Origin of the sequence: Faecalibacterium longum (assembly GCF_040094125.1) — a bacterium.
GTDB classification, from domain to species: domain Bacteria; phylum Bacillota; class Clostridia; order Oscillospirales; family Ruminococcaceae; genus Faecalibacterium; species Faecalibacterium longum.
The window spans coordinates 44,491-56,800 of sequence record NZ_JBBNIH010000111.1 but is presented as its reverse complement, the minus strand read 5'-3'; the positions used below and the strand labels follow the sequence as shown (position 1 = coordinate 56,800).

Genomic DNA, 12,310 nt, shown 5'->3' with positions numbered 1-12,310 from the left:
CGGCAGTTTGCATCTGGTTTTTGCAAGTTCTGCCGGAGATAGACATTCTTTTTCCCTTTTCCCCTGCTCTTTTTTCCAAAAAGAGTATTCATTTTTCGTGAAATCTGCTATACTTGAGGTGAGTAAGCCTCTCCCAAGGGGAGAGCCTTTCGTTCTGTCAACATTTATATAGAAGGGGTAGGAATTATGAAAGCATTCATTACCGTCATCGGCCACGACACCGTGGGCGTCGTCGCCCGTGTCTCGGGCCTTTGCTGTGAGCTGAACATCAACATCGAGGACGTCACCCAGAGCATCCTGCAGGGCATGTTCGCCATGATCATGCTGGTGGACATCTCCAAGTGCAGCGTCTCCCACGAGGAGCTGCACCAGAAGATGAACGCTCTGGCCGCTGAGATGGGGATGCAGATCAACCTCACCCGCCAGGAAGTTTTCGACGCGATGCACACGATTTAAGGAGCAAACTACTATGAGCATGATGAACACCGGCGACATCCTCGAAACCATCGAGATGTTCACGCAGGACAATCTGGACGTGCGCACCGTCACCATGGGCATCAGCCTGCTGGACTGCATCGACCCGGACCCCAGGAAAGCCTGCGAAAAAATCTATAACAAGATCACCACCCGCGCCGCCCGGCTCGTTCCGGCTGTGGAGCACATCAGCGCCGAGTACGGCATCCCCATCATCAACAAGCGCATCAGCGTCACCCCCATCGCCATGCTGCTGGGTGCCTGCCCGGACGCCGACCCGGTGGACTTTGCCAAGACGCTGGACGCCGCCGGCAAGAAGGTGGGCGTCAACTTCGTGGGCGGCTACACCGCCCTCGTCCACAAGGGCTTCTCGGCGGGCGACCTGCGCCTCATCGAGTCCATCCCCCGCGCACTGGCCGAGACGGACATCGTCTGCAGCTCGGTGAACATCGGTGCCACCAAGGCGGGCCTGAACATGGACGCCATCAAGCTGATGGGCGAGGCCGTCAAGAAGGCCAGCGAGCTCACCGCCGACCGTCAGTGCATCGGCGCAGCAAAGCTTGTGGTCTTCTGCAACGCGCCCGAGGACAATCCCTTTATGGCGGGTGCCTTCCACGGCCCCGGTGAGCCCGACTGCGAGATCCACGTCGGTGTCTCCGGCCCCGGCGCGGTCCGCGCCGCGCTGGCCCGGCTGCCCAAGGATGCCCCCATCGACCAGGTGGCCGAGCTGGTGAAGCGCACCGCCTTCAAGATCACCCGCGTAGGTCAGCTGGTGGCAAACCTCGCCTCCAAGGAGCTGGGCGTACCCGCCGGCATCATCGACCTGTCGCTGGCCCCCACCCCCGCTGTGGGCGACAGCGTGGCCAACATCCTCGAGGAAATGGGCCTTGAGACCTGTGGTTGCTGCGGCACCACTGCCTGCCTTGCCCTGCTCAACGACGCTGTCAAGAAGGGCGGCGTCATGGCCTCCAACCACGTTGGCGGCCTGTCGGGCGCTTTCATCCCCGTCAGCGAGGACGACGGCATGATCCACGCCGCCGAGTGCGGCTGTCTCACCATTGAAAAGCTGGAGGCCATGACGGCTGTCTGCTCTGTGGGCATCGACATGGTCATCATCCCCGGCGACACCACCCCTGCCGTCATCAGCGCCCTCATCGCCGACGAAGCCGCCATCGGCATGGTCAACAGCAAGACCACCGCCGTCCGCGTCATCCCGGCCATCGGCCGCAAGGCGGGCGAAGTGCTGGACTTCGGCGGCCTGCTGGGCTACGGCCCCATCATGCCGGTCAACCAGCGTGACCCCTCCGTCTTCATCAACCGCGGCGGCAGACTCCCCGCCCCGATGCAGTCGCTGAAGAATTAAAGAATAATTTTCTAAAAACAGGCCCATCCTCTGGATAAACTTTCCATGAGGGGGCCTGTTTTTTATGTTATCCCGCCGCGAAATGGGGGCGCTGTGCGCCTCGCTGCTGTTCTGTCTTCTACTGTCGCTGGGGGCAGGCTGGGCGCAGAGCCAGCTCACCACCGCCGATCAGCTTGCCGCCGACACCCTGCGGCTCCACATCCGGGCCGACACCGACTCCGTGCGCGACCAGAGCGCGAAGCTGGCTGTCCGGGACGCCGTGCTGGTCCTCACCGGCGAAGCCTGCCCGGCGGACAGCCGGGCCGATGCCCGGGCGTGGGCGGCGGAAAACCTCGTCCTCTTCGAGCTGACGGCCCGCCAGACACTGGCCGCTCTCGGCATCCGCGCACCGGTGAAAGCCTGCCTCGTGAATATGTACTTTCCCACCCGGCGCTATGACGGCGGGGCTCTGCCCGCCGGGCGGTACGACGCGGTGCGGCTGGACATCGGGACGCGGCGGGCAGGCCGGAACTGGTGGTGTGTGCTCTACCCGAGTCTCTGCCGGTCAGCCTGCGGCGGGTACGACACGCCTGCCGAAAATGACCTTGTCTGCGGGGAGTATATCGTTCGGTTCCGGTTCGTGGAGTGGTGGGGCGGCCTCACCGCGCCCCGGGAGGACGTGGTGCTGGCCGGGTGAACAGGCCATCGGCACGCCGCATAGGATGAGCGCGGAAGGAGTGTGACAACACTATGGCAATTCCTGCTTACTACTCGCTCATCCAGCGCGGCAGCTCCGGCCCGGACGTGGCCCTCGTGCAGACCTGGCTCAACGGCATCCGGGACAGCTGCACCTGGCACGCCGCCCTCACCGTGGACGGAAAGTTCGGCGCAAACGTCGAGAAGGCTGTCCGGGAGTTCCAGCTCCGGTACGGCCTCAAAGAGGACGGCAAAGTGGGCGCGAACACCTGGAACGTGCTCTACGCCCGCTACACGGCCAAGCACGGCCTCATCGTCCCCTACCCCGGCATCGTGCTGCGGAGCGGCAGCGTGGGCGGCTGCGTCCGGCTGGTGCAACAGAAGCTCAACGCCGAGGGCGAGCGGCTCACCACCGACGGCAAGTTCGGTGCCAGCACCGTCGCCGCCGTCAAGCGCTACCAGACCCGCCACAGCCTGACCTCCGACGGCTCCGTGGGCAAGGACACCTGGGAAAAGATGTTCCCTGCCGCGTGACGTGAAGACGGAAGAGCCTCCCGAAAGGGGAGGCTCTTTTCGATTTGATGTATCTTTTTGTCAAAAAAAAAATAATAAGGAGCCCGGGTTGCGGCTCCCAGCGTCTGCTTCGGCCCATGGTGCGGGCCTCGCATCCTGCTGGCCGCGGCCCCAACAGCTCCTCCCTGTTTCCGCCACTGGCGGCGGTCGTCGCCGTTGCCCCCTCGACAAACGCCCCCAACTCTCCTATAATAAAATCATCCCAACGAAAGGCGGTGTCCCCATGCGTTTCCTTCACCTCTCCGACCTGCATCTGGGCAAGCGGGTCTGCGAATTCTCCATGCTGGACGACCAGCGATACATTTTAGAGCAGGTCCTCTCCCTGCTGGACGCCCGGCCCGTAGACGGCGTTCTGCTGGCAGGCGACCTCTACGACAAGCCCGTGCCGCCCGCCGAGGCGGTGCGGCTGCTGGACTGGTTCCTCACCGAGCTTGCGGCGCGGGGACTGCCCGTTTTTGCCGTCAGCGGCAACCACGACTCGGCAGACCGCATCGCCTTCGGCGCACAGCTTCTGGCGGGGAGCCGGGTGTACGTCAGCCCGGTCTTTGCCGCACCGCCCGCGCCCATCACCCTGACGGACGAATACGGCCCGGTGGACATCTGGCTCCTGCCCTTTTTGAAGCCCGCCGCCGTGCGGCACGTCTTCCCGAACGAGAAGATCGAAAGCTACAACGACGCCATCGGCTGCGTGCTGAACGCCTGCGCACCCGACCCCGCCCGCCGGAACGTGCTGGTGGCCCACCAGTTCGTGGCCGGGGCTGCGGTCTGCGAGAGCGAAGAGCCCAGCGTGGGCGGGGTGGACAGCATCGACGTCTCCCTCTTCGAGGGCTTCGACTATGTGGCTCTGGGCCACCTCCACAGTCCCCAGAAGGTGGGACGGGACACCGTCCGCTACGCAGGCAGTCCCCTCAAATATTCCTTCTCCGAGGCCCTTCAGCACAAAGCCGCTCTCTTCGTCACCCTGGGCGAAAAGGGCAGCGTCCGCTTCGAGGCCGCGCCTCTCACCCCCCGGCACGACCTGCGGGAGCTGCGGGGCAGTTACATGGAGCTCACCGACCGCCGGGCCTACGACGGCACGCCGACGGACGACTACCTTCACATCACCCTCACCGACGAGCAGGACGTTCCCGACGCGCTGGCCCGGCTGCGGGTCATCTACCCGAACCTCATGCGGCTGGACTACGACAACCGCCGCACCCGGGCCGCTGAGACGCCCGACGCCGCTGCCCGGGCCGAGAGCAAGACGCCCCTCGAGCATTTTGCGGCCTTTTACGAGGCCCAGAACGGCCAGCCCCTCTCCGACGAACAGGCGGCGTTCTGCCAATCGCTCATCGAGGACATCTGGAAGGAGGACGAAGCATGAGGCCCCTGAAACTGACCCTGTCGGCCTTCGGGCCTTATGCCGCCGAGACCGTTCTGGACCTCGCCCAGCTGGGCAGAGGCGGGCTCTACCTCGTCACCGGCGACACCGGCGCGGGCAAGACCACCCTCTTCGACGCCATCACCTACGCCCTCTACGACCATTCCAGCGGCGGCGTCCGGGAAGGGGCCATGCTCCGCAGCAAGTACGCCGAGCCCGGCACCCCCACCTTCGTGGAGCTGGAATTTGAGGTGCGGGGGCAGCGCTGCACCGTCCGCCGCAATCCCGAATACCTCCGCCCGAAAGCCCGGGGCGAGGGCTTCACTACCGAAAAGGCCGACGCCTGCCTCACCTACGCCGACGGCCGCCCGCCCGTCACCCGGGCTAAGGACGTCACCGCCGCCGTGGTGGACATCATCGGGCTGGATTACAACCAGTTCTCCCAAATCGCCATGATCGCTCAGGGGCAGTTCACCCGGCTGCTCAACGCTTCCACCGAGGAGCGGAGCAAGATCTTCCGCAAGCTGTTCCGCACCCAGCCCTACCAGCGTCTCCAGGAGCGGCTGCAGGCCGAGAACGCCGCCCTCACCCGCCAGCGGGAAGAGCAGAGCGTCCGCATCGGGCAGCTGCTCTCCGGCCTGAGCTGGGCCGAAGGGGACGCCGACGAAGCCGTTCTGGACGAGCTGGCCCCCCTCTGCGAGGCGGGCGGGCAGGCGTCGCCGGAAGCGGTGCTGCCCCTTCTGGACGCCCTGCTGGCCGGGCAGGAGCAGGCGCTGAGCGCCGCCACCGCCGCCCGGACTGAGGCCGAGGCAAAGCTGGACAAGCTCCAGCAGACGCTGGGCCGGGCCGAACAGGCCGAGAAGCTCCGCCTCGAGCTGACCGCCGCGCAGGCCCGGCAGGACGCTCTGCGGCCCGTTCTGGACGCCGCCGAGGCCGAAGCGGCCCGCCACGCCGGGGATTCCGCCGCGCTGGACGCTCTGGCCGGAAAGCTCGAGCGGGCAAAATCCAACCTCGCGGCCTTCGACGGGCTGGACAGCCTCGAAAAGAAGCTTTCTGCCGCCCGGGACGCCGCCGCCCTCGAGAACGCCAGAGCTGAAAAGCGCCGCGCCGCCCTCGGGCAGCTGGACGGAGAACTGACCGCTTTGGAGCAGAGCCTCGCCGCCCTTGGGGGCGCGGAGGCCGAGAACGTGAGCCTTGAGGCCCGGGCCGAACAGCTGACCCGGCGGGAAACGGCCCTCGCGCAGCTGGCCCAGAGCCTCGCCGAGGGGCAGCGCCGGGGGCAGGCCTCACGGCAGGCGCAAGAGCGTTATCTTCTCGCCGACGGCGCAAAGGAGCGCGCCCACGCCCTCCGCGACCACCTCGAGCGGGCCTTTCTCAACGCGCAGGCGGGCCTGCTGGCCGAAGGGCTGACGGACGGCACCCCCTGCCCCGTCTGCGGCAGCACCCATCACCCGAAGCGGGCCGTTCTGCCCGCCGAAGCCCCCACTCAGGCCCGGGTAGACGCGGCCAGACAGTCCGCCGACGAGGCCGACCGCGCCGCACAGGAAGCCAGTGCGGCCGCCGCCAAGGCCGTGGCCGCAGACCGGGAGGCCAAAGCCACCCTCCGCCGGGACGCCGAGGCCCTGCTGCCGGAGCGGTTCACCTCACCGGAGGGGCCGGTGAAGCTGACTGTCTCGCTTCTGAAGACGGCTCTGGCCGAAGAAAGCGAAGCCCTGCACGCCGCACAGGAAGCCCTCGACAAGGCTCAGAAGCAGAATGCCGCCGCCCTCGCCGCCAAGGCCCGGCAGGAGGACGAGCGGCAGAAAAAGACCGCCCAGCGCTCTGCCCTCGAGGCCGAGGCACGGGCTTCCGCTGAGGAAGCCGCCCGGCAGTCTGCCTCCGCCAAGGCTCTGGAGGCCCAGTGTGCCGAGGCCCGGGCCGCTCTGCCCGCCGCCGACCGGGAAGAAGCCCGCCGGGCGCTGGCTGGGCTGGAAAACGAGCGCTGCGCCCTCCGGGCCGGGATGGATGCCGCCGCGTCGGCTCTGGCCAGGGCCCGGCAGGACTACGCCGCTGCCGAGGCCGCAGTCACGGCCCTGACGGCCCAGCAGACGGAGGCGGACGAAGCCGCCGACCTGCCCGCCCTCGAATCCCAGCGGGACGCCCTGACGGCCCGGCGCACCGCTCTCGCGGCTCAGGAAAAGGCCCTGACGGCCCGCCTCCTGCCCAACCGGAAGGCTGCTGACCTCTACCGTCAGCACGCCGCCGCCCGGGCGGAGCTGGAACGCCGCTGGCAGTGGGTGAACGCCCTCGCCTCCACGGCGGGCGGCACCCTCAGCAGCAAACAGAAGATTCGCCTCGAGGCTTACATCCAGATGAACTACCTCGACGCCATCCTCGTCCACGCCAACACCCGCCTTATGCAGATGACCGCCGGGCAGTACGAGCTGGAGCGGGTGGGTGCCGAGAACCAGCGCAGCCAGTCCGGCCTCGACCTCGGCGTCATCGACCACTACAACGGCACCCGCCGCAGCGTCAAGACCCTCTCGGGCGGTGAGAGCTTCAAAGCCTCACTGGCGCTGGCTCTGGGCCTCTCGGACGAGGTCCAGAGCGCGGCGGGCGGCATCCGGCTGGACACCCTCTTCCTCGATGAAGGCTTCGGCTCGCTGGACGACGAGAGCCTTGAGCAGGCCATCCGGGTTCTCGCCGGCCTCACCGAGGGCGACCGCCTCGTGGGCATCATCTCCCACGTTGCCGCGCTCAAGGAGCGCATCGACAAACAGGTGGTCGTAAAAAAGGCCCGCAGCGGGGGGAGCACGGTGGAGGTCATTGTGTGACTGCTTTCCTTTCTTTCCTGTTTTGTATTTTTCTTCGGTATCTACAACTCAATGCAGTTTGTTTGGGTCAAAAAGTCAACCTTTTTGATAAAACAGTCGAAAAGGCGTAGAAAAGATTGCATGAATTTTTCCCCGCATATTCTCCCCCGCCTCCGCACACCCTAGGTGCGGAGGTGTTTTTTATGGAATCTCTGACGCCCTTCATCCGCCATGAGCTTGAGGATGCTCCCGGGCCGAGCGGCCCGCCGGAGGAGACGAGCAGCATGGTCAGTCCGCCTTTGGGCGTGGGACCTGGTCAGCCGCCCGTCACGGAACCGCCAAAACCGGGTCGCGGCTCCCAGCAGCCGCCGTCGCAGCCGGACGGCCCGGATGTGCAGCTCCCGCCGCCGGAAGTCCCGCAGCCCCGTCCGGACTGCGGCATCCCCATGACCGACGGCACCCCTGCGGCCTGTCGGCAGAAGAATGCCGCCGAGTATCTGGCCGGGCGGTCGCCGGGGGTAATGACGCAGTACGGCGGCGGGCTTTTCGGGGCCGAGCAGCATCTTCACAGCCGCGAACCTGCGCCCGACGAAGACAAGAGCGGCGTTTTACAGCTGGTAGAGTGGCGCGAAGAAGCGCCTTACGGTTGAAAGAGATGTAAAATTCAGAAATTATTTTCCAATTACCTGTTGAAATCTTCGCGCGCTTCTTTTATTATGGTAGCAAACAAAGCAAAGGCAGGTAATTCACTATGGCAGAAATCAAATACGAGATCGTTGAGCGCATCGCAGTCCTCGGAGAGCGTCCCCGCGGCTGGGAGCGCCAGCTCAACCTCATCAGCTGGAACGAAGGCGAACCCAAGTACGACATCCGCGACTGGTCCCCGGACGGCACCCGCATGGGCAAAGGCATCTCCCTGAGCCACGACGAGCTGGCCATCCTGAAGGGCATCCTCGAGGATATGGAGCTGTAAGATGACGGACCGCGAGGAATTTCTGGAGATATTCCGCACCCACGTCACCCGGCCCGGCAGCGAGAAGCTGCTGGACTGGATGGACAGCAAGACGGACTTCTTCTCCGCGCCGGCGTCCACCCGCTTCCATGGGGCCTGCGATGGCGGACTGTGTGCGCACAGCCTGAACGTCTACCGCGTGCTCCACGGCACCTTCTTCACGCCGGACGAGGACAGCGAAGAGACCTTCGCCATCTGCGCACTGCTCCACGACCTGTGCAAGGCCAACTTCTACAAAAAAGGCACCCGCAACGTGAAGAACGAGGCGACGGGCCAGTGGGAGAAAGTCCCCAGCTACAGCGTGGAGGACATGTTTCCTTACGGCCATGGCGAGAAGAGCGTCTTCCTCATCGAGCGGTTCATGAAGCTGAAGGTGGAAGAGGCCGTGGCCATCCGCTGGCACATGGGCGGCTTCGACGACGCCGTCCGGGGTGGCAGCTTTGCCCTGTCGGGGGCCTTCGAGAAGTACCCTCTCGCCGTCAAGCTCCACATCGCCGACCTCGAGGCGACCTATCTGCTGGAACAACGGGGCGAATGATACAAAAAAGACCATCTGTCTTTCGACAGGTGGTCTTTTTAACTCTTACTTTTCCTGCGGCATCAGCTTCGAAAGCTCGGCCAGGACCTCGTCGCCGAGGTGTTCCAGCTTTGTTTTCGACTGACGGTCCGCAGCAGGCGGTGTCTGTGCTGCCGTCTCCGGGAACGGGACAGTGGGCAGTGCGGACGGAACATCCAGCCGCAGCGGGGCGGTGGATATTTTGTCCAGCTCGCTCCGCAGCTCCTCACACCGAGCGGTCAGCTCGGCGTTTTCCTTCCGCAGGGCCAGCATAGTGCGCTCATAGGCGAACATCCGTGTCTCATAGCGGCGAAGCTCGGCGTTGGCCGCGTTGAGCTTCCGGCTCAGCTGCTCGAGCTGAGTCGGCCCGGACGCAGCCGGCAGAGCCTCAGGGCATGACTTCTCCCGTTCGGATGCCATCGCCTCTTCCACCTCCTGCAGTCTGCGCTGGGCGCAGCGGTGCTCCCGGGCAGTCTCCCGGCAGAGCTGTTCCAGCCGATGCAGCTCCGGCGTCCGGCGGCTGCTCAGCCACTCCAGCGGCAGCTTCGTCTGTTGCTGCTCCACGGTACGGCCTCCTTCCGCTTTTTCTGCGCAAGGGGTTCTCTATTCTTGCGCTTATCTACGCTTGTTCAGGATCGCCAGCAGGTCGTCGTAGTAGCTGGTGTCGCTGTTCTCCTCTTCCACGGGCTTGGCGGCAGAAGCATTGCCGGAAGCGACGGAGGGAGTGTTGACCTCGGCACTGAAGACAGCGGACGGAGCAGAAGCCGTCACGCCGGGAGCAGTACCGGCGGCAGCAGTACCCAGCGTGCTGCGCAGGCCGTCAGCGGCCTTGTTGTCGAAGCCGGTAGCCACGACGGTAACGCGCATCTCATCGGAGAGGTTCTCGTCGAAGGCAGTACCCCAGATGATGTTCGCATCGGGATGAGCGCTCTGGGTGATGAGGCCGGCGGCAGTCTCGACATCCTCCAGACCGATGTCGGGGCTGGAAGTGATGTTGATGATGACGCCGTGTGCGCCGGCGATGCTGGTCTCCAGCAGCGGAGAGGAGATAGCGGCCTTGGCGGCGTTCTCAGCCTTGCCGGCGCCCTTGGCGCTGCCGACGCCCATGTGAGCGTAGCCGGCGTCCTTCATGATGGAGCGCACATCGGCGAAGTCCAGATTGATGAAGGCCGGCACATTGATCAGGGCGGAGATGGACTCAACGCCCTGACGCAGCACGTTATCAGCGGCCTGGAAGGCGTTCATCAGGGTGATCTTCTCCTGACTGATCATCTTCAGGCGCTCGTTGGGGATGACGATGAGGCTGTCCACGTGCATCAGCAGATTTGCGATGCCCTGCTCAGCCAGACCCATCTTCCGCTTGCCCTCAAAAGAGAAGGGCTTGGTGACGATGCCCACGGTCAGGATGCCCAGATCGTGTGCCACCTCGGCCACCACAGGAGCAGCACCGGTGCCGGTGCCGCCGCCCATACCGGCGGTGATAAAGACCATCTGGGAGCCCTTCAGAGCGTTTGCAATCTCGTCCTTGCTCTCCTCGGCAGCGCGCTGGCCGATCTCGGGGTCAGCACCTGCGCCGCGGCCCTTGGTGAGCTTGGAACCCAGCTGCACCTTGGTGGCGGCATGGTTCTTCGCCAGTGCCTGCTGGTCGGTATTCATTGCGATAAATTCGACGCCCTGCAGGCCGTCGCTGACCATGCGGTTGACGGCGTTGCCGCCGCCGCCGCCCACGCCGATGACCTTTATCGTCGTTACGTTTTCGTCCATTTCTTCGTCGAGCATGAGTGCCATATCATTGTCCTCCATCGGATTTTATCGTAGACCGCGCCTTGGCGCAGGATAGAACTCAACATTACTGCTACTATATAACAGTATCGTATCATCTTTTGGCCCCGAATGCAAGATAAATTTGCTTTTTCGATGGTATTTTTTTCACAGCGGCGTCAAGGGCCGGCATTTCTCTGCCAATTCGTCCCCCTAAAGAGGCCAGAACTTCGCACAGGCCGGCATAGCCCCGGTCGATATGACGAGTCTCTTCCACGAGGCTCTTCCCCCGTGCCGACAAAGCCGCCACCACCAGTGCCGCGCCGCCCCGCAGGTCAGGCGCAGTGAGGGTGGCGCCGTGGAGGCCGCTTTCCGGCAGCGGACCGACAGAGAGCACCCGGCCTGACCGATTTACCCGCCCGCCCAGCCGCTCGAAGCCCTCCGCGCAGCCGAACCGCCGTTCGAAGACGACGTCCTCGATGCTGCTCTCCCCCTCGGCACAGAGCATGGCAGCGGCCAGCAGGGGCGCAGCGTCGGTGGCGAGCCCCGGGTACACCCCGGTGAAGACCCGACCGGCCCCGTACAGCCGCCCGAAACGTGCCACCTCGGCCCGGTCTGCGCCCCGCTCCACGGTGCAGCCCATTTGTTCCAGAATTTCCAGCACCGGCGCATAGAGCGCGGGCGGGCATCCGGTGAGCTCCACCCGCCCTCCGGCAGCAGCGGCGGCGCAGGCCAGTGTGGAGGCGAAGATGCGGTCCGGCAGGGGCGAAAAATCGCAGCCGGAAAGCGCCCGCCGCCCCTCGATGTGAATCGTCGAAGTCCCCGCGCCCTCGATACGCCCGCCGCAGCGGTTCAGGAAGTCGGCAAGGTCAGAGATCTCCGGCTCCCGCGCCGCGCCCCGCAGGACGGTGGTGCCTCGGGCGCAGGCAGCGGCCAGCAGCAATGTCTCCGTTGCCCCCACGCTGGGGAAGCGGAGGGTGAAGTCTGTCCCGTGGAGTCCCCCCGGCGCGGCCAGCACCAGCTTTCCCGCCCCGGCGTCCAGCTCCTTTGCCCCCATCCGGGCCAGTCCTTCCAGATGTAAGTCGATGGGCCGGGCGCCGATATTGCACCCGCCGGGCAGCGAAGTCTCAGCCCGGCCCAGCCGCGCCAGCAGCGGCGCACAGAAGAGGATGGAGGCCCGCATTTGTGCTGCGGTTTCTCCCGGAAGGGTGCTGTTTGAGGGCATCCCGGCCACCACAATGTCTGCCCCCTGCCAGTGGGCGGCGCACCCCGCGCCCCGCAGCAGCCCGAGGCTGCATTCCACGTCCGACAGCCTCGGCACGGCCCGCAGCCGCACCGGTCCCCGGCAGAGAAGCGCCGCCGCAAGGAGCGGAAGTACGCTGTTTTTCGCCGCAGGTATTGCCGCTGTGCCGTTCAGCGGCCGTCCGCCCATCACCCAAATCCGCCCGCTCTGCTGTGTCATATCCGCTGCCCCCATTCCGCAAAAGATACCCCACGATATGCAAAAGCAGGGGCGGATGTCACGATTTGAGTTTGTGAATGTGTTTGTGAGTCTATCTGGGCGTGCTGCCCGGCAGCAACCTTGCCCTCTCCGTCTGCTGCGCAGACACCTCTCCCAAAGGGAGAGGCTTTTTGCTTACGGTCAGACCTTCCTTCGTACAGCCTCTCTGTCACGGCTTCGCCGTGCCACCTCCCCTAGTAGGGGAGGCTTTGGCATTCCGTAGCGCTTTGCCTCTTCGCCAGA

12 protein-coding genes are annotated in these 12,310 nt (G+C 65.1%); 9 read left to right on the top strand and 3 right to left on the bottom strand.

Translation table 11 applies throughout. The features are described 5' to 3' along the window. Positions 1 to 186: 186 nt before the first annotated feature. The 9 genes from AAAU26_RS04685 to AAAU26_RS04645 all read left to right on the top strand — a co-directional run bounded on the left by AAAU26_RS04685 (position 187) and on the right by AAAU26_RS04645 (position 8,787). Complete coding sequence (locus AAAU26_RS04685) at positions 187 to 456, top strand: ACT domain-containing protein (RefSeq protein WP_227619043.1); 270 nt, start codon at positions 187 to 189, stop codon at positions 454 to 456. A gap of 13 nt (positions 457 to 469) precedes the next feature. Beyond that, complete coding sequence (locus AAAU26_RS04680; protein WP_158396702.1) at positions 470 to 1,837, top strand: PFL family protein; 1,368 nt, start codon at positions 470 to 472, stop codon at positions 1,835 to 1,837. Between the two features lie 64 nt (positions 1,838 to 1,901). Further along, the gene (locus AAAU26_RS04675) at positions 1,902 to 2,513 is read left to right on the top strand and encodes a stage II sporulation protein R (RefSeq protein WP_227619042.1); all 612 of its coding nucleotides are present in this window, start codon (positions 1,902 to 1,904) and stop codon (positions 2,511 to 2,513) included. A gap of 53 nt (positions 2,514 to 2,566) precedes the next feature. Next, on the top strand, positions 2,567 to 3,046 hold the full coding sequence (locus tag AAAU26_RS04670) for a peptidoglycan-binding domain-containing protein (RefSeq protein ID WP_227619041.1): 480 nt from the start codon (positions 2,567 to 2,569) through the stop codon (positions 3,044 to 3,046). A gap of 262 nt (positions 3,047 to 3,308) precedes the next feature. Next, complete coding sequence (locus tag AAAU26_RS04665; protein WP_227619040.1) at positions 3,309 to 4,448, top strand: exonuclease SbcCD subunit D; 1,140 nt, start codon at positions 3,309 to 3,311, stop codon at positions 4,446 to 4,448. Next, positions 4,445 to 7,258: an AAA family ATPase gene (locus AAAU26_RS04660; RefSeq protein WP_227619039.1), complete on the top strand. Its 2,814-nt coding sequence runs from the start codon at positions 4,445 to 4,447 to the stop codon at positions 7,256 to 7,258. The genes AAAU26_RS04665 and AAAU26_RS04660 overlap by 4 nt, the downstream gene beginning before the upstream one ends. Positions 7,259 to 7,440: 182 nt before the next feature. After that, positions 7,441 to 7,887 carry a hypothetical protein gene (locus tag AAAU26_RS04655; protein ID WP_227619038.1) on the top strand — a complete coding sequence of 149 codons (447 nt, stop codon included), beginning with the start codon at positions 7,441 to 7,443 and terminating at the stop codon, positions 7,885 to 7,887. A gap of 101 nt (positions 7,888 to 7,988) precedes the next feature. After that, a complete protein-coding gene (locus AAAU26_RS04650; RefSeq protein WP_015563648.1) occupies positions 7,989 to 8,210 on the top strand; it encodes a YdbC family protein in 222 nt (73 codons plus the stop codon). A gap of 1 nt (position 8,211) precedes the next feature. Then, positions 8,212 to 8,787 carry an HD domain-containing protein gene (locus tag AAAU26_RS04645; protein ID WP_158402346.1) on the top strand — a complete coding sequence of 192 codons (576 nt, stop codon included), beginning with the start codon at positions 8,212 to 8,214 and terminating at the stop codon, positions 8,785 to 8,787. Positions 8,788 to 8,832: 45 nt separating this feature from the next. Here AAAU26_RS04645 and AAAU26_RS04640 read toward each other — a convergent pair whose 3' ends face one another. The 3 genes from AAAU26_RS04640 to AAAU26_RS04630 all read right to left on the bottom strand — a co-directional run bounded on the left by AAAU26_RS04640 (position 8,833) and on the right by AAAU26_RS04630 (position 12,028). Continuing rightward, positions 8,833 to 9,369 carry a hypothetical protein gene (locus tag AAAU26_RS04640; RefSeq protein ID WP_227619037.1) on the bottom strand — a complete coding sequence of 179 codons (537 nt, stop codon included), beginning with the start codon at positions 9,367 to 9,369 and terminating at the stop codon, positions 8,833 to 8,835. A gap of 51 nt (positions 9,370 to 9,420) precedes the next feature. Continuing rightward, positions 9,421 to 10,593 carry a cell division protein FtsZ gene (ftsZ, locus tag AAAU26_RS04635; RefSeq protein ID WP_158396686.1) on the bottom strand — a complete coding sequence of 391 codons (1,173 nt, stop codon included), beginning with the start codon at positions 10,591 to 10,593 and terminating at the stop codon, positions 9,421 to 9,423. Positions 10,594 to 10,681: 88 nt separating this feature from the next. Further along, the gene (locus AAAU26_RS04630) at positions 10,682 to 12,028 is read right to left on the bottom strand and encodes a UDP-N-acetylglucosamine 1-carboxyvinyltransferase (protein WP_227619036.1); all 1,347 of its coding nucleotides are present in this window, start codon (positions 12,026 to 12,028) and stop codon (positions 10,682 to 10,684) included. Positions 12,029 to 12,310: the final 282 nt, after the last annotated feature.

Excerpts from the sequence above, each read along its gene's own strand:
- AAAU26_RS04665 (WP_227619040.1), top strand. The coding sequence starts at position 3,309 with ATGCGTTTCCTTCACCTCTCCGACCTGCATCTGGGCAAGCGGGTCTGC.
- AAAU26_RS04655 (WP_227619038.1), top strand. The coding sequence starts at position 7,441 with ATGGAATCTCTGACGCCCTTCATCCGCCATGAGCTTGAGGATGCTCCC.
- AAAU26_RS04670 (WP_227619041.1), top strand. The coding sequence starts at position 2,567 with ATGGCAATTCCTGCTTACTACTCGCTCATCCAGCGCGGCAGCTCCGGC.
- AAAU26_RS04685 (WP_227619043.1), top strand. The coding sequence starts at position 187 with ATGAAAGCATTCATTACCGTCATCGGCCACGACACCGTGGGCGTCGTC.
- ftsZ (WP_158396686.1), bottom strand. The coding sequence starts at position 10,593 with ATGGCACTCATGCTCGACGAAGAAATGGACGAAAACGTAACGACGATA.
- AAAU26_RS04660 (WP_227619039.1), top strand. The coding sequence starts at position 4,445 with ATGAGGCCCCTGAAACTGACCCTGTCGGCCTTCGGGCCTTATGCCGCC.
- AAAU26_RS04680 (WP_158396702.1), top strand. The coding sequence starts at position 470 with ATGAGCATGATGAACACCGGCGACATCCTCGAAACCATCGAGATGTTC.
- AAAU26_RS04630 (WP_227619036.1), bottom strand. The coding sequence starts at position 12,028 with ATGACACAGCAGAGCGGGCGGATTTGGGTGATGGGCGGACGGCCGCTG.
- AAAU26_RS04645 (WP_158402346.1), top strand. The coding sequence starts at position 8,212 with ATGACGGACCGCGAGGAATTTCTGGAGATATTCCGCACCCACGTCACC.
- AAAU26_RS04675 (WP_227619042.1), top strand. The coding sequence starts at position 1,902 with ATGTTATCCCGCCGCGAAATGGGGGCGCTGTGCGCCTCGCTGCTGTTC.
- AAAU26_RS04650 (WP_015563648.1), top strand. The coding sequence starts at position 7,989 with ATGGCAGAAATCAAATACGAGATCGTTGAGCGCATCGCAGTCCTCGGA.